A 16,480-nucleotide genomic window follows, 5' to 3' on the forward strand; every position below is an offset into this window, starting at 1 on the left:
TGTCATCCGTTACGCCCGCAGTCGCAAACGCTGCAACCAGGACGAAGTGGCGCCCAAGGCGTCACGCAATTGGTCGGCAGAGATAGTGCGCTCTGCCGCGTCAAAGGCCAGCGCGGTGCGCAGCGCGGGCCAGCAATGTGTTGGCAGATTTGCCGGGGCTTGCAGTTCGCGATCCAGGTGTTCGTCACGGGCCTGGGTCGAGGGCAAGCGGCGGAACGGATGTTTGCCGCCCGCCAGTTCATAGATCACGCAGGCCACGCCGTACACGTCCGCGCTGGCCGACAGCGGTTGGCCCTCAAGCAGTTCGGGGGCGGCGTAGCCCGGGGTCCAGGCGTTGAAGCGCTCGCGGCTCAGGTGCGGCAGGCCGGGCAGGATGCCCTCCTCGGCTTGCCCAAGACCGAAGTCAAACAGGCGCACGCCGTCTTCGCTGAGCATGACGTTGCTCGGTTTCATGTCACCGTGCAGCACGCCGCGACGGTGGGCGTAGGCCAGCGCGTCGAGCAGCGGCAGCGCGATGTCGCGCAGTTCTTTCCACGGCAGGCCCAGCGGCCGCTCGCAGAGCAGTTTGTCCAGGGTCAGGCCACGCATGAGTTCCATGGTGATGAAGGCCCGCTGGCAATCGGTGTCGACTTCGAACGTGTGCGGTCGCAGCACGTTGTCGTGACGCAGGCGTCGGGTCAGGGCGAACTCGCTGTAGAGCAAGGCACTGGCGTCCGGCGATTCGGCAAATTCTTCGCTGAGGATTTTCAGCGCAATGTAAGGATCGGGATCGCCGAACTGTTCGTGCAGCAGATCCCGGGCCCGGTAAACCGCACCCATGCCACCGGCCCCGAGCAGACGCTCGAGATGGTAGCGGCCTGCCAGAACATCCGGCAGTTCGCCGACGCTGGCCTTGGTCGGCGCCAGCGCGGGTTCGGCGTTATGTTGCTTGGCGAAGGCGAAGTAAGTCAGGTTGTTGGCCTGCTCTTCGCTCATCAGCAAGTCATCGACTGAGGATTCGATTTCAGTCATTGGCGGATCACCACGGCCGTCAGGTTGTCGCGAGCGGCGCCACGCAGGGCGCCGTCGAACAGACGTTCCAGCGCCACATGCGGCGCCGCCAGGCTGAGGGCGTTACCGAGGGCATCGCTGCTCAGGCCTTGATACAAACCATCGCTGCACAGCAGGAACACATCGCCCGGATACACCTCGAGTTCCAGCACATCCAGGGTCAGTTGTTCCGCCGCGCCCACCGCCCGGGTCAAGGCCTGGGCTGCCGGGTGCGCCGCTGCCTGTTCGACGCTCATCTGCTGCTCGTCGATCAGTTGCTGCTGCAGCGAATGATCCTTCGACAGCTGATACAACCGCTGCCCGCGCCACAGGTAGCAACGGCTGTCGCCGGCCCAGATGCAGGCCGCGCGATTGCCGTCCACCAGCAGCGCCACGACGGTGCTACCCATGATGCTGTCGTGATGCCCGGCGGTGACGGTCAACTCCTGCCCTAGGCGCCGGTTCAGCCAGTGCAGGCACTGGCGGATGGCTTTGAGGCGTTCGTCGAAGTCTTCGTGCTGCGGCAGTTCAGCCAGGCTGGCGACGATCAACTGACTGGCGATGTCGCCACCCTGATGACCGCCCATGCCGTCCGCGACCACCCACAGCCCATGCTGCGGGGTGTCGAGGAAGGCATCTTCGTTGCGCGACCGCACCTTGCCCGGGTCGGTTCGCGCCGCGCTGCGCCAGGGACTGGCCACCAGCATCAGAGCTGCACCGGCATACGGAAGGTGCGCATCACGCCCATGTCGAATGGGTTCGGCGTGCGCTGGCTGGTCAGCAGGTAGTTGGCGCGCAGGCCACCCACATCGGCTTTCAGCACCAGCACGTCGCGACCGGTCAGGTACTCGGTCTGCATCAGGTCGAACAGACGGAACAACGACCACGGGCCGGAGTTCTTTTCGATGCCGATCGGGCGGCCGGCCATCTTGTCCATGACCAGGCTGGTGCGACCGTCTTCAGCATCGGTCGGCCACTTGAAGTTCATGGGCAGGATCGGACCGTGGCGGTATTCCATGGTTTTGTCGCCGAACTTGAACTCGGAACGGCTGACCGCCGGATCGAGGGTGTACGGCTCAAGCTTGAACTGCACGGTCGGCTCGGCCGGGTTGATCGAGAAGAAGCTCTGACGAATGTTCAGTGCAGCCGCCATCTGGTCGAGGAAGACCTTGGACACTGGCAGGCTGCGACCGTCGATGCTGCGCATCCGGTAGTTGCCCGGATCACCGCTGACGAACGGACGCATGTAGTTGTCGAAGAAGCGGTCGATGGTGCCTTGAGCGCGGAAGAACTCGCGGAAATCGCTGATCGCCACGTCGCTGGTGCTCGACGCGCTGAACGGATAGCGCTTGCTGATGGTTTTGCCATACACGCTGTACAGCTCGTTCTGATAACGGCCGTTCAGGTATTGGTAGGCATCGTTGAGCACCAGGCGCCACGAGTCTTCGGCCAGCACGTTGAACCACACGCTCAGCGGACGCGGCAGACGACCGGACGCATTGCGCAGGTTGGTCAGCGCATCACGCTGGCCGCTCATGCGGGTCTTGGCCAGTTCGAATGCGGCTTGCTCCGGCGTGCTGGAACGGGCGAGACCCGCCAGTTGCAGTTGCAGGTCGTTGAGCGCCGTGAAGGCCGGGGTCAGGTCAGCGGCCGGGCCATTGTTGTCGTCGAGCAGTTTATGCAGCGGCTCGAAGCGACGTTGCAGGGACTTCTTGGCGGTGTCCGGCAGGTTCTTCGCCACGTTCATGGCCGAAGCCTTGTCCGCGACAGCGGAAGCGAGTTTGCCGACCTTGCCCAGTTTGCCCTTCTGCCCCGCCAAAGCATCGGCGGCGTCACCGGCTTCATCCACCGGCTCGGGAGCCGCCGGGAAGCGGGTGTTCTCACGCACTTCGGTCAGCAACGCCAGCACCGGCGAGTTGGCCGAGGTCAGGCCCGCCAGTTGCTCGGCGCCTTCACCGGCATCGCTGATCGGCGGCAGTGCCACCTGGCCAACGGCCTCGCTCCAGTAGTTGGCGTAGTCGCGGAAGTACAGTTGCTCCAGCTCGACCATCAGGCGACGCAGATCCATGTCGCTGATGCCGGCGCCTTCGCCCAGCACCCAGTTGTCACGCAGGATGTCGGTCACCAGCGACGCACCTTGCACCGAGAAATACTGCTGATAACCGGTCTGGGTGTAGAAGCCCGGGATCACGTATTCGGTGCCGATGAACAGCGAGCCCTGCGGCCCGAGGTGTTGGCTGAAACGATAGTCCGGCAGGTTGCGCGCCTGCTCGCGGAGCATGCGGTAGACCACGTTTGCCAGCGACTCACTGCGCAGGACCTGACGCGCCTGAGTCACCAGTTGCTCGTTGAGCGGATAGATAAACGGCAGCTTCAGCAGACGCTCAAGGTGTGCGTTCAAACCGTTCTGCACCGCGGTGTTTCCGGTGTAGCGCTGGGACCAGTCGGTAGCGACCCAATCCTTGAGCCATGCCGCGTCACGACGATCCTTCATGTTCAGCATCAGGTACGCGCGCAGGCTGTTGATCAGCTTTTCGCGGTCCTTCATGTTGGCGCGGATCTGGCCTTCAAGCATGGTTGCAACGCGTGGCAGCAGTTGCTTTTCAAGCTCGCGCTCGTAAGCCTCCTTGACCACCGGATTGACGTCCTGGCCCTGATACAGCCCCATCCGCTCGTGGTACGCAGCGTCGCCCTTCTTCGGGAACACCTGAGTCGCGGCGTAGCTGGTGTCGAGGGTTTTCAGCGTGCCCATGGCGTCATCGCGCGGCGACAGTGCGGTGCGTTGCTGGGTCCAGTTCTGCGCCAGATTGCGCAGGTTTTCCAGACGCTCCCAGTTGGCCGAGAAACCACCGGCCCAGAGCATGCCGAATAACGCCAGCGCGCCCAGTGCACCAACGTACAACGCACGCTGGCCCCAATGGATGCGGCTGCGCTCGCGCTTGTCCAGACCGGCGAGGTCGGACTCCGGGAAAATCACCCGGCTGAGCAAATGGTGGATGAAACGCGAACGACCGCTGCGCAGTGTCGGCAACACGCCGGCGCTCATGCCCAGACTCGCGCCGATACCGGCGGTGGTCGAATCCATTTCGTGGGTCAGGTGCGGGGCGCTGGTCAGGTAGAAACCACGCAATAGCGTCGCACGCTGGTAGCGGTTACCGGTGAACGCCATGTCGACGAACAGGCACAGGCGCTCGCCGATCTGGCCCATCTGGTGCGGGAAGTCGAGGATGCGGCCACGGCGCTGGGTATCGCGCTCGGAGTGCATGCGCATGATCACCTGGCTGTTGAGGCGACGCAGCAGCTCTTCGAACTCGCCGCGCAGCACAGCCACGTCGGTGCCAAGCTGATCCTTGCGGAAACTGGTACCCAGCACCTGATCGCTTTCTTCGCGGGTCAGTTGGTCGAAGAACTCGTCGAAGCCCAGCAGCTTGTCTGCCTTGCTCAGCACCAGATACACCGGCACGTCGACGTGCAGCTTCTGATAGACGTCTTGCAGACGCGCGCGCACCTGGCGAGCCAGCGTGTCGATGTCCTGCTCGCTGCCACTGGTCAGGGTTTCCACCGGAATGGTCACCAGCACGCCGTTCAGCGGACGACCACGACGACGCTTGCGCAGCAGTTCCAGCAGAGTGGTCCAGGCGCTGCCGTCGACTTCCGAATCCGGCTGGGTCAGGTAGCGGCCAGCGGTGTCGATCAGTACACCGTGATCGGCGAAGTACCAGTCGCAATGACGGGTGCCGTGGGTGTCGCGGGTCAGCTTGCGGTCGATCTTGTTGATCGGGAATTCCAGTCCGGAGAAGTCCAGCAGGCTGGTCTTGCCGCTGGCCTGCGGGCCGATCAGCAAGTACCACGGCAAGTCACTGCGCCAGCGCTCGCTGCGGCCGCGATACAGGCTCGAGGTCTTGAGGGTTTTCAGGGCGTCCTTGAAACGCTCCTTCAACTCTTTCTGCTCTTCGTCGATCAACTCTTCGCGGCGGATACGGTCCTGGCCGTCTTCGGTTTCTTCGACGGCTTTCTTGCGGATACCGGCGCGCCAGCTGACGAAGACCATGGTCAGGCCCCAGATCAGGAACAGCACGCTGATGGTCAGCAGCCGGGAAGTCGAACCTTCCCAGAACTTGTAGTCATCCACCGCCAACAGCGGGCCGACGAACCACACCAGCAGCGCCACGAACAGCACCAGCAGCAGGGTCCAGACCCAGGTCTGGCGCAGGAAGGCGCCGACTTTCTTGAAAAACTTTTTCATCACACGTCCCTGTTTACGGCTGCGACTGCGGCTGGACCGCGGCCGGATCAAGCGGCTGATAAGGTTGCAGAACGGTGTCGCGCTGCTCGCCCAAGACCCAGGCGAAGCCCGAATACATCATCACCAGGCAGACGAAGGTGAACAGCACCACCATCCACGCCGGCACGATGCGCACCAGGTTGCGGCGCTGATCGTTGAGGCCTTCCCATTGCGGCGACAATTCGCGCGGCACGTCGCCACGCAACTGACGGATCTGCCGGTACAGGGCGTCGCGGATGCCTTCGAGTTCCAGCATGCCGCGCGCCTGCACGCGGTACTTGCCCTCGAAACCGAGGGACAGGCACAGGTACATCAGTTCCAGCATCGGCAGGTGCTTGACCGGGTTTTTCGACAGCCGATCGAGCAGCTGGAAGAACTTCTCGCCACCGAAGGTTTCGTTGTGGAAGCTGCTGAGCAGGCTCATCTGCGACCACTCGCTTTCGTTGCCCCATGGCGTGGTCACGACAGCTTCGTCGACCACGGTGCAGAGCACGTAACGGGCCGCCATCACCTGGCTGCTTTCGGCGCCGTTGTGCAGGGCGCGCACTTCAAACAGCTTGAGCCCGGCGGTCAGGCGCTCGTTGAGCGCGTAGAGGTCTTCGCGGGTTTCGCTGTGCTTGAGGCGCACCACTTCCGACAGCAGTTCGGACGACGCCGCCACCAGCGAATTGAGGCTGATGTTGAAGGCCTCCGCCGGGCGCAGGCGCGCGGCGTAGATCATCCGTTCTTCCAGTTGTTCGAAGCGCGGCGGCGCGGCGAAGTCGGTCAGCGGACTCGCCGCCGGGCCATGGCCCTGACGGTCGAGCAGGACGGTTTTGTCGTCCTGGTTGTGTTCCATGTCCTTGATCATGTCGGTCAGTTCCTGATGGCCCAGAATTTCAGTTCAAGCTCGGCGAATTCGCCGGACACGTGGAACGCGAAGCCGCCGGAGCGCTCGAGTTGTGCCAGGTCTTCGGAACTGAGTTCGAGGATGAAATAGGTTTTGTTCGAGTGGAACGCGATCTGCCGTGGGGCAACCGGCAACGGTTTGACCTTGATCCCCGGCAGGTGCAGGTTGACCAGTTGGCGGATGCGCTCCACCGGGCCGACCTTGAGGTGCGCAGGCAAGCGGTTGCGCAATTCTTCGGAGTCGCAGTTGGCACTGGCTGCCAGCACGAACGACGCCGAGCCCAGCAGTTTGTGGTCGTGCAGCGGCGACACGATGATCCCGTACTGACGCGCTTGCAGGATCAGTTCGATGGCGTGCTGTTCCAGCACCATCGACAGCACCTGACGGATCGACTCCATCAGTTTGCGGAAGCTCGCACCCTGGTCGGCGTGGGAGTAGCGGCTGTCCAGACGCGGGCGTTTGCTGTCGCTGGAGAACGTCGCCAGATCGCCGAGCATGGTCAGCAGCGTGCGGTACAACTCTTCCGGGTGAACCTGTTCCAGGCCCAGGTAGTGGCGCAGCAGCAGTTCGGTGCGGTTGATCAGTTGCAGCATCATGAAGTCGCCGATTTCCGCGCCACCGACCTTGCCGTTCGAACGAATACGCTCGGCAATGGTGTCGCCCCGGTGACCGAGCATGCTGATCACTTCTTTCAGGCACGACAGCAGGTAGCTGGAGGCGTGGGCCTGAATGTAGGTCGGCACGAAATCCGGGTCGAGGCTGATCACGCCGTCCGGCGTGGTGTCGAGCACGTCGCAGATCTTCAGCTTCACGTAAGCCTGGTCACTCTGCTGCTCGCCGAGCAACAGCTTGAAGTCCGGCCGGCCGCAACTGACCTGGCTGGCGGAATCGTCACCGGCGTTGGAGTCGGCGACTTCGGCGTCATACGCGGTGTAACGCGCAAGTACGTCGGACTGCTCCGGGCGACGGGACTCGATGTGGTTACCGGTGACCAGTGGCAGCGCCAGGTAGATCGGCATGTTGCCGGTGTTCGGCGGCACGTCCAGCGCCAGCGGTTCGGTGTTGCCGCCGAGTTCGAACAGGCTGCCGTCCGGCAGGATCCCCGAGGCTTCACTGATCACCAGTTTGCCCATGTTGAGGAACTGCAAGTCGATCTCAAGGTTCAGGAAACCCCAGGTGTAACCGCCCAGCAACTGGGTGCGGGTCTTCATCTGGTGATCGTAGTAGCGGTCGTTGTGCTGGAAGTGCTGCGGACGCAGCAGCATGCCTTCCTGCCAGATGACTTTATGGGTATTCATGATCAGTCATCCGCCTTGGCGAGCACTTCGTTGGTCTTGCGGATACCGGCCTGATCCAGGGTCAGATCAGCTTCGGTGACTTCCAGCGGCGTGATCGGGAATGTGTGGCGCCACTTGGTTTCCGGCAGGTCGCGGTACGCGGCGAGGATGCCGATGAAGCGGCTGCCCTCCTCCACGCTGAGTTTCAGCTCCACGGTTTCACCCGGGCGCAGTTCGAGTTCTTCGCTGGCCACCAGATCCGGGTTGAGGGATTCCTTGGCGCGTTCGTAGAGGCTGAAGAAATCAGCATTCTCGAAGGTCACCGGATGCTTGAGTTCGAACAGGCGCACCACGATCGGCGACGGACGACCGTTGAGATCCGGGTTCAGCTGATCGCTGCCGGTCAGCTTCAGGTTGATCTTGGTCACTTTCGAATACGGCGACAGCGACGAGCAACCGGCGAGCAGCACCAACAGGGTGAGCGCGGTCAGCGTCTTGAAAAAAGCGGTCGAGCGGCGAGACATGCGCATCATCCTTGGTGGTCGGTGTGGAGGGTGGAGATCAGGCGGATCTGTTCTTCGTAGGCCTGGGCGAAGTCGCGGGCCAACAGGCGCTCGCTCCAGTCGTCGTCCTGACGCAGCGCATGGTGGTAACGGTTGAACGCTCTCCAGCGGCCGCCGGCGGTGGCCAGCAACGGCTTGTTGTCACGCTCGAAACGCAGGGTCAGTTGCTCCGGCGAGAAGTGCTCCAGAGTGCCGCGCACCGCCGCGCGGCTGGCGGTCAGCAGCGCCACCTGATGCGCCTGCAAGTCGCGGAACGCACGGGAGATCGCCTGCTCGGCCGGCAAGTGGCCCGGCTTGTTCGGCTGCAACAGGATGTCCAGTGCTTCGCTCGGGTCGACGGCGAATTTCAGCGGATTCTTGTTGGTGCCTTGCACGGTGGTCTGGGCCAGACGCAGTTCGTTCTTCAGCTCGGAACGGGTGCGCAGGCTCTGTTGCAGACCGCCGACGCTCTGGCGCAGCAGACGTGCAGCGTTCAGCGCGAGGGCTTCACGCTCGTCGTGGCTGAGGTTCTTCACGTTCACGCCGAGGGCCGCGCCGAATTTGTCCCAGAAGGTTTCGCTCTGACGCTCGACCGCTTTCGGTGCCGGTGCAGGCTCAGGCGTGGGCTCGACAATCAGCTCCGGTACCATCAGGCTTTCCATGTCGATGCGCGCGTAGTCGGCGCGCTGACGGGAGTCTTCAGGATCGGTAACCGGCGCGAGCATTTCCTCGAATTCCGAGTACACGCGCTCTTGCTGCTCCAGCGACTTCAGCGGGTCGAGGTCGAGGAACGCGTCGTCCGGAATGATGGTGCCGGCGGCGCGTGGCAGGCCTACTTCACCGTCGAACGTCGCCGGGTCGCGCACCAGGCGCGCGCGAATCTCGAAGTCGCCCAGCACGTAGGTGCTGCCGTGCTCGATGCGCACCGGTTCGCCCTTGTGCAGGCGCGCGCCGCTGTCGCCGTCCTGAACACCGTTGCTGCTGGTGTCGGTCAGGAAAAACGTACCCTCGCGATAGCTGACAATCGCGTGGTGGTTGGACAAGTGACGCTTGCGGTCAGGGATGATCCAGTCGCAGTCCTCGCCCCGCCCGATCACGCCACCGGCCTGTTTGAAGGTCCGCTGGCACAGCTCGGTGGGCACGAACTGCTTGGTGTTCAGCATTTCGAAAACCAATTCCATGTTTGATGCTCCTTGCGGTCACTTGCCGCGATTGACCGCCTGCGGATCACCCAACGGGCGGTAATCGTTATCGTTGAATTTGTAATTGCCGCTGCAGCCGCCGAGGCCGCATAGAACGACGAGGGTCAGCAGGACAGCGTGCCAGTGACGAACAGACATCAGAGGGTCTCCAGGTGTAGACAAAGCACAAAGCGCCGACCCTCACGGGCGGCGCTGAAATAGGTTTTCGAGGTGAATCCGACGGACTTTCGCCTACCCATCGAAATCACCCAGATTGATGTTCAAGCGACCGAGCCGGTACAGCAGCGTGCGCCGCGGCAAGCCCAGTTCCCGGGCGGCGAGCGTCTGGTTGCCGTCGTTCTTGCGCAGGCAATCGAGCAACAGATTGCGTTCGACCGCTTCCAGTCGTTCGCGCAGATTGAGGCCGCAGTGGTCCTCCGGCGCCGGCGCCGATTCCAGGCGCAGCGAGAAATGCTCGGCCAGCAACTCGCCGCCCTCGCACAACAGCACTGCCCGCTCGACCAGACCTTTGAGTTCGCGCACGTTGCCGGGGAAGGTGTAACCGGACAGGTGATCCAGCGCAGCGTCCGACCAGCGCACCGGATCGCGTTGCAGGAATGCGCAGGCCTTGTCGGCGAAGTGTTTGGCCAGGTCGAGGATGTCGCCTTCGCGTTGACGCAGGGCCGGCAATTCGATCGGGAATTGCGCGAGGCGGTAGTACAGGTCCTCACGGAATTTGCCTTCGCTGACCAGCACCGACAGGTCGCGGTGCGTCGCGGCGATGATGCGCACGTCGATCTTGTGGGTATCGTTGGAACCCAGCGGACGGATCTCGCCTTCCTGCAACACGCGCAGCAACTTGGCTTGCAGCGACAGCGGCATGTCGCCGATTTCATCGAGCAACAGAGTGCCGCCATTGGCCGCGTCGAACAGCCCGGCGCGGTCACGATCGGCGCCGGTGAACGCACCTTTGCGATAGCCGAACAGCTCGCTTTCCAGCAGGTTTTCCGGGAACGCCGCGCAGTTCTGCACGATGAATGCCTGGGACCGGCGCGGGCCGCAATCGTGGATCGCCCGCGCGACCACTTCCTTGCCGGTGCCGGTCTCGCCACGCAACAGCACGGTGTACGGGCTGTGCAGGACTTTGCTGATCAGCGAGTAGGTCTGGCGCATCGCCGCGCTCTTGCCGATCAGGCCGTAGCCACTGGCACTCGGCAGACTGCGCAAGACCGGCGCCGCCGCATCCACTGGCTGGCGCAGACGTTGCAGCAAGTGCAACTGACCGAGCACGAACGAGCCGAGCTGGCCGAGGGAATCGGCGAAGCCTTGCAGGTTGATGTGGCGACGGCTGGCGCACAGCAACAGGCCTTCGACAGCCTTCTGCTGATTGACCAGCGGCACACACAACAGCGACTGCCACGGCGTGGACGACGCCGGCAGAAAACTGGTTTCGTGCAGGCTGCCGCCCAGGTCGTCGAAGCACACCACGCGGTTCTGGCACAGGGCGAACTGCAACAGTTGCTCGCCGTTGTAATCCGCCGGCAGGCTCGCCGCACTGCGCGGTTGCAGCACGCCGTCGAGGCATTCGGCATTCATCCCCAGCGACGTGTGCGTGGCGTCCAGCAAGTACAGCTGCGTCAGTTCGCAACTGCTCAGCCCGGCCAGACCGCGCACGAAGTCACCCAGCAGCGCAGCACCGTCCGCCGCACGCGACAGGCTGGCGAACTGCGCCAGCAAGGCTTCGGCATAGAGCAGTGGCTGCGGCACTTGAGTGAACATCACACTCACCTCAGGCGAACTCGCAGGTCACGCTGGCTTCACCGTCGAGCGTCGCGTGCACGCGCTTGAGGCTTTCACCGGTGGCCATGGCGTCGAGCAGGCGGTCGGCTACCAGCGGCAACACGTGCTGGTCGAGCAAGTGGTCGATCAGGCGCGCACCGCTTTCGCTTTGCGTGCAACGCTCGGACAGGTGATCGACGAGGTTCTGGCACCAGCTGAAGTCCAGCTGACGACGGTTCAGGCGCTCGCCCAGACGACCGAGTTTGATCTCGATAAGCTCGCGCAGCACCGGGCCGCCGACCGGGTAGTACGGCACCACTTTCATCCGCGCCAGCAGCGCCGGTTTGAAGTGTTTGCTGAGCACCGGGCGAATGGTTTCTTCCAGCACTTCGGCGGTCGGGCGCGCGCCGTCTTCGCAGAGGTCGCTGATCTTGTCGCTGCCCAGGTTCGAGGTCATCAGGATCAGCGTATTGCGGAAGTCGATCTCGCGCCCTTCGCCGTCGTTGGCCACGCCTTTGTCGAAGATTTGGTAGAACAGGTTGAGCACGTCCGGGTCGGCCTTCTCGACTTCATCGAGCAATACCACCGAATACGGCTTCTGGCGCACGGCTTCGGTGAGCATGCCGCCCTCGCCGTAACCGACGTAACCTGGCGGTGCACCGATCAGGCGGGAAACGGTGTGCTTCTCCTGGAACTCGGACATGTTGATGGTGGTGATGAAACGGTCGCCGCCGTACAGCAGGTCGGCGAGTGCCAATGCGGTTTCGGTCTTGCCGACGCCGCTCGGGCCGACCAGCAGGAACACGCCGACCGGTGCGTCAGGCTTGTTCAGGCCGGCAGCGGTGGCGCGCATCGAGCGATCCAGTGCGTGGACGGCTTGTTCCTGACCACGAATGCGGGTGCGCAGGTCGGTGGCGAAGCTCGCGACTTTGGCGTTGTGTTCGCGGGCCAGTTGCGCCAGCGGCACGCCGGTCCAGGCGCTGATCACTTCAGCCACCAGACGTGGGCAGACTTCGAAGCTGACCAGACGCTCTTTGACCTGAGCAGCGGTCAGGGCGCTGTGGGTTTCGTTGAGTTGTGCTTCCAGCGCTTCGACGCTGAGGGCTTCGTCGACGTCGGCGGCGTGGGTTTCGATCACGGTGCCTTCGGCGTCTTCCTCAACGGTGACCACCGGCTCGACCGCAGCGGCTTCACGGGCCTTGGCCAGTTGCTGACGCAGTTCCAGCAGGCGCTCGGCCAGTTGTTTCTGCTCGGTCCACAGGGTTTCCAGTGCGACCATTTCCGCTTCGGCTTCGTCCAGGCGCGCTTCCAGTGCATCCAGCGCTTCGTGGTCGATCAGCAGACCGGCTTCGGCATCGCGGCGCAGGGCCTGACGCTGACGGCCACCTTCGGCCAGTTCGCCACGCAGGCGTTCCAGGCTTTCCGGCGCGGCGGCGAGGCTGATACGAACGCGGGCGCACGCGGTGTCGAGCACATCGACGGCCTTGTCCGGCAGTTGGCGGCCGGCCAGGTAACGGGCGGACAGTTCCGCCGCCGAAACCACCGCGTCATCGCGCAGGTAGATGCCGTGGCTCTTCTCGTAGACCTGCGCCAGACCACGCAGAATGGTCACCGCTTCGCTCACGGTCGGTTCGTGCAGTTGAACCGGCTGGAAACGACGGGCCAGCGCCGGGTCTTTCTCGAAATATTTCTTGTACTCGGCCCAGGTGGTCGCGGCGATGGTGCGTAATTCGCCGCGCGCCAGTGCCGGTTTCAGCAGGTTGGCCGCGTCGGAACCGCCGGCATTGCCGCCCGCGCCGATCAGGGTGTGGGCTTCGTCGATGAACAGGATGATCGGCTTCGGCGAGGCTTTAACCTCGTCGATCACGCCTTTCAGACGACGCTCGAATTCACCTTTGACGCTGGCGCCAGCTTGCAACAAGCCCATGTCCAACGACAGCAGCTCGACGCCCTTGAGCACTTGCGGCACTTCACCGGCAGCGATGCGCGAGGCCAGGCCTTCGACGATGGCGGTTTTACCGACACCGGCTTCACCGACCACGATCGGGTTGTTCTTGCGGCGACGGGCGAGGATGTCGACCATCTGGCGGATCGCGCCATCGCGGCACAGCACCGGGTCGAGTTTGCCGTCGCGGGCCTGTTGGGTCAGGTTGTGAGTGAAGCGCTCCAGCAGCGATTCGCCTTGGGCGGCCGGTTTGCCGTTGGCCGCTGCCTGAGGCTGTTGCGACAGGGCAAATTCCTTCAGGCGATCGATGTTCAGTTTGGCGAGCAACGGCTGGTAGCGGCTACCGGCGTAACGCATCGGGTTGCGCAGCAGCGCGAGGATCAGCGCCGCGTCTTCGACCGAGGTCTGGCCCAGTTCAAGGTTGGCCACCAGCAGCGCGTCTTGCAGCCACTGCACCAGTTCCGGCGCGAACACCGGGTTGCGCGAAGCGCTGTGCTCGACCCGCGATTGCAGCGCGGCGCTCAGCTCGCCGGCATCAACGTCGGCATCCTGCAATGCGCGGGAGAGCAGACCGTTCGGGCGCTCCAGCAGGCCGAGCAGCAAGTCTTCGACCAGAATCTTGCTGCCGCCACGGGCCACGCAGCGCTCGGCCGAACGCTCCAGATCGCGACGGGTTTCGGCGTCCAGCGCCTGGATGAGTTGTTGCAGGTCTACGTTGATCATGGCTCACGTCCTTAATGAATTTTGCTGCCCAGGGTCACCACGCCGTCTGCTTTTTCGCAGCCCAGCCAACTGGTCCACCCCAGGCGACAGTCGTTCTTCTCGCCAATGCGCAGTTCGCGGATTTCTTCCGGGCGCAGCACCAGGCGAATGTCGTAATCGAGCGGGTCACGCAAGGTGAACCGCACCAGCGCGCAGAGCGGCTGGTAACCGAAACCGATGGGCAGGAATTCGTGGAATCGCTCCCAGTCGAGTTCGGTGATGTGAATGCGGAACTTGCCGCTGCGGTCGCGCACGTGTTCGCCCAGCACCAGGTCTTCACCCAGCACGCTGTTGGCGAAGCCGAGGCGGTTGCGCTGTTCTTCGAGGATTTCCACACGGCGCTCGATGCACTGCTCGATGACCAGGTCTTCGTGCTTGAAGTAGTAACGCAGCACCGCTTCGATCAGCGCCGCCGAGTGCGCCCGCAAACTGAGCAGGCCGAGGTACGGCAGCAAGCGTTTCCAGTTCAGTTCCTTGGCCTTGCGGATCTCGTCGCCGCCGAGGCCGATCAGGGCAAACAGCTGCGACGAGAACGGGTCGACCGCGCCGCTCTGGAAGCTCGCGCGATAGCGATACTTGCGCCAGATCGGCAGCATCAGCCGTTGCAGGCGATGGTGGAACAGGTCGAGGAAGTTGCGCGTCGGGTTGCCGTCTTCGCTGTCGCCCAGGGCTTGCTCGCCATAGAACGCCGGCAGCGGCGAGCCCGAGCCGACCAGGCCGATCAGGTTGAAACGCAGGCGCGCGCGCATCTGCCCGTGCTCTTCGAAAAACTCGACACGATCGACATCGCTGCGCGGAAAACCGAGGCTCGGGTTGGCCTGGAATTCCAGCTGGTCGTACAGGTCGTCTTCGCTCAGGTACGGGTGCGCATCGCGCAGCCGGTCGATCACCAGCAGCACGGCCTGAAACAGCGAGTACTCGCGTATTACCTTCGTCAGCCCGCTTAAAGCAGGGGCTGCAGGCCCATACGTGGTGTCCATTGGTACACCTCTCCCTGTGTGCTTTTTACCCGCAGCTCGTGGAATGAATTGAGACTGGCGTAAAGCGCGAAAAACTCGTTGAGAACCGAGGCGAAGACGAACAGGTCGCCCTCACCGATATACCCTTCCGGGTCGATGGTCAGTTCGGTGCGCAAACCGCGCACCGGCAGACCACGGTGCAACCGGTCCACGTGGTGATGCTTGATCAGTTTCAGTCCGCCGAGCAGGCGTTTGCTGACCTTCTCCGCGTGCTGGTCGTAGTAGCGCGGCAGGTCGTAGGTTTCGAGAATCACCTTCAGTGCATTGACGTCGGCCAGCGACAGATAGTTGAGCGACATGTTGCTGATCAGCTTCCACAGGAAGTCACGGTTCAGCGGCGGCGCAAAACTCGAAGTGGCCGGGGTGATGTTGCGGAAACTCAGGAACTCCGGGGTTTCTTCGCAGGCCATGCAGATCTGCCCGAGCTTGAGTTTGCGCGGCAGATTCTGGTTGGTGCAGACCAGTTCGATCGACAGGGTTTCGTGGGCTTCGGTGTGGCGGATACCGAAGCTCAGGTAGGTGTCGAGGCCGTCGTGCAGCAGCGACGAACGCTGGCGGATGCTGTAATGCGGACGGCTGTTGGGCACGTCGAAACTCGGGTCGTGCTCGAAGGATTCGAACGGCACGTACTCCTGATAACCGAGGCCGCCGGGCTTCCAGCCAGTCACGGTTTCCACCGAGAACACGCCGCAGTTTTCCAGATCGAATTCCGCCGGCAGCAGCAGGTATTCGTCCTGTTTGCCGTCGAGGCGAATCGGCAGTGCGTCGTGCTTGAACAGGTTGACGATCGGCGTGCAGAACAGCTTCACGTTATCCGTCGTCGGACGCATGCGCATGATGCCGCTCTTGCGGATATCGAAGCGCAATTCCAGGCCGCGCATCTGCTTGAGCGTGTCTTCCGGCAGCGCCTTGAGAATGTCCAGACCGTGGACATCGACGAACAGGAATTTGTCTTGGAAGGCGAAGTATTCCTGCAGGTAGCGATAGCCGCGGAAGGTGTTCAGCGGATACGGGATCAACGCTTCTTCTTCGGCAAAGCCCACTGGCTTCACGCGATCGCCCGGAATCTTGAACGCCATCGGCTTGCCGCTCACGCCATCGATAGGCTTGCCAGCGCCGTCGAGCGGGATCAGTTCGATGCCGTCGAGGTTGCGCAGCAGGCTCAGGTAGAGCATCTGGCTGATGTAGCGCTCGCCGGCAAAGTGCAGGCGCAGCTTGCTCAATTCCAGCTCGCCGAGGTGACCGTCGGCACTCATCTCCAGGCGCAGGCTGAGCAGCGAGCCGTCACCCTTCACCGAGTAGTTCAGCGCGGCCAGATCCAGCGCCATGACTTCGGTCGGGTAGCAGGTGCGGAAACGGCAACGCACGTCTTCGATCGGAACGCTCTCAATCGGCGTATCACGCTCGACCTTCAGCGCCGGCCCGGAACGCTTGAGCGGATCGAACTGCAGAATGCTGAACGCCGGCAGCGGGCGCATGTAGTTCGGCCACAGCAGCTGCATCAGGGAATGGCTGAGCTCCGGCAGCTCGTCATCGAGCTTCTGGCGCAGCCGTCCGGTCAGAAACGCAAAGCCTTCCAGCAACCGCTCCACATCCGGATCCCGCCCGGCCTGCCCCAGGAACGGCGCCAGCGCCGGACTACGCTCGGCGAAACGGCGGCCCAGTTGGCGCAGTGCGGTGAGTTCGCTTTGGTAGTAGTGGTTAAAGGACACGGGTTACCTGCCTGGTAGTGGAACTCATGGAATAACTGTCCTGCGGATTACGCTCGATGC

Annotated in this window: 12 protein-coding genes; all 12 read right to left on the minus strand. The window is 63.1% G+C overall.

What is annotated here, in order from left to right; translation table 11 throughout:
- Positions 1-9: 9 nt before the first annotated feature.
- Positions 10-1,011 carry a serine/threonine-protein kinase gene (locus tag ABTV87_RS28960; RefSeq protein ID WP_221534032.1) on the minus strand — a complete coding sequence of 334 codons (1,002 nt, stop codon included), beginning with the start codon at positions 1,009-1,011 and terminating at the stop codon, positions 10-12.
- Positions 1,008-1,736: a PP2C family protein-serine/threonine phosphatase gene (locus tag ABTV87_RS28965; RefSeq protein ID WP_433898752.1), complete on the minus strand. Its 729-nt coding sequence runs from the start codon at positions 1,734-1,736 to the stop codon at positions 1,008-1,010. The genes ABTV87_RS28960 and ABTV87_RS28965 overlap by 4 nt, the downstream gene beginning before the upstream one ends.
- A complete protein-coding gene (gene tssM / locus ABTV87_RS28970) occupies positions 1,736-5,275 on the minus strand; it encodes a type VI secretion system membrane subunit TssM (protein WP_433898753.1) in 3,540 nt (1,179 codons plus the stop codon). Before tssM ends, ABTV87_RS28965 begins: the two co-directional genes overlap by 1 nt.
- A gap of 13 nt (positions 5,276-5,288) precedes the next feature.
- Positions 5,289-6,164 carry a type IVB secretion system protein IcmH/DotU gene (gene icmH, locus ABTV87_RS28975; protein WP_007954389.1) on the minus strand — a complete coding sequence of 292 codons (876 nt, stop codon included), beginning with the start codon at positions 6,162-6,164 and terminating at the stop codon, positions 5,289-5,291.
- Positions 6,165-6,169: 5 nt separating this feature from the next.
- On the minus strand, positions 6,170-7,501 hold the full coding sequence (gene tssK, locus ABTV87_RS28980; protein WP_085606163.1) for a type VI secretion system baseplate subunit TssK: 1,332 nt from the start codon (positions 7,499-7,501) through the stop codon (positions 6,170-6,172).
- Positions 7,502-7,503: 2 nt separating this feature from the next.
- Positions 7,504-8,004, minus strand: a complete 501-nt coding sequence (gene tssJ, locus ABTV87_RS28985; RefSeq protein WP_011336587.1) for a type VI secretion system lipoprotein TssJ — start codon at positions 8,002-8,004, stop codon at positions 7,504-7,506.
- A gap of 5 nt (positions 8,005-8,009) precedes the next feature.
- Positions 8,010-9,203: a type VI secretion system-associated FHA domain protein TagH gene (gene tagH, locus ABTV87_RS28990; RefSeq protein WP_085606165.1), complete on the minus strand. Its 1,194-nt coding sequence runs from the start codon at positions 9,201-9,203 to the stop codon at positions 8,010-8,012.
- Between the two features lie 18 nt (positions 9,204-9,221).
- Complete coding sequence (locus ABTV87_RS28995; protein ID WP_003229566.1) at positions 9,222-9,362, minus strand: hypothetical protein; 141 nt, start codon at positions 9,360-9,362, stop codon at positions 9,222-9,224.
- Between the two features lie 93 nt (positions 9,363-9,455).
- Positions 9,456-10,982, minus strand: a complete 1,527-nt coding sequence (locus ABTV87_RS29000; RefSeq protein ID WP_433898754.1) for a sigma-54 interaction domain-containing protein — start codon at positions 10,980-10,982, stop codon at positions 9,456-9,458.
- 10 nt (positions 10,983-10,992) lie between these two features.
- Positions 10,993-13,650: a type VI secretion system ATPase TssH gene (gene tssH, locus ABTV87_RS29005; RefSeq protein ID WP_007954382.1), complete on the minus strand. Its 2,658-nt coding sequence runs from the start codon at positions 13,648-13,650 to the stop codon at positions 10,993-10,995.
- 11 nt (positions 13,651-13,661) lie between these two features.
- Positions 13,662-14,669 (minus strand): type VI secretion system baseplate subunit TssG, encoded by a 1,008-nt coding sequence (tssG, locus tag ABTV87_RS29010; protein WP_007954381.1) that lies wholly within the window; start codon positions 14,667-14,669, stop codon positions 13,662-13,664.
- Complete coding sequence (gene tssF / locus ABTV87_RS29015) at positions 14,633-16,420, minus strand: type VI secretion system baseplate subunit TssF (RefSeq protein ID WP_007954380.1); 1,788 nt, start codon at positions 16,418-16,420, stop codon at positions 14,633-14,635. The genes tssG and tssF overlap by 37 nt, the downstream gene beginning before the upstream one ends.
- Positions 16,421-16,480 lie beyond the last annotated feature (60 nt).

The organism is Pseudomonas sp. PSE1(2024) (assembly GCF_050990555.1).
Classification (GTDB): domain Bacteria; phylum Pseudomonadota; class Gammaproteobacteria; order Pseudomonadales; family Pseudomonadaceae; genus Aquipseudomonas; species Aquipseudomonas aphyarum.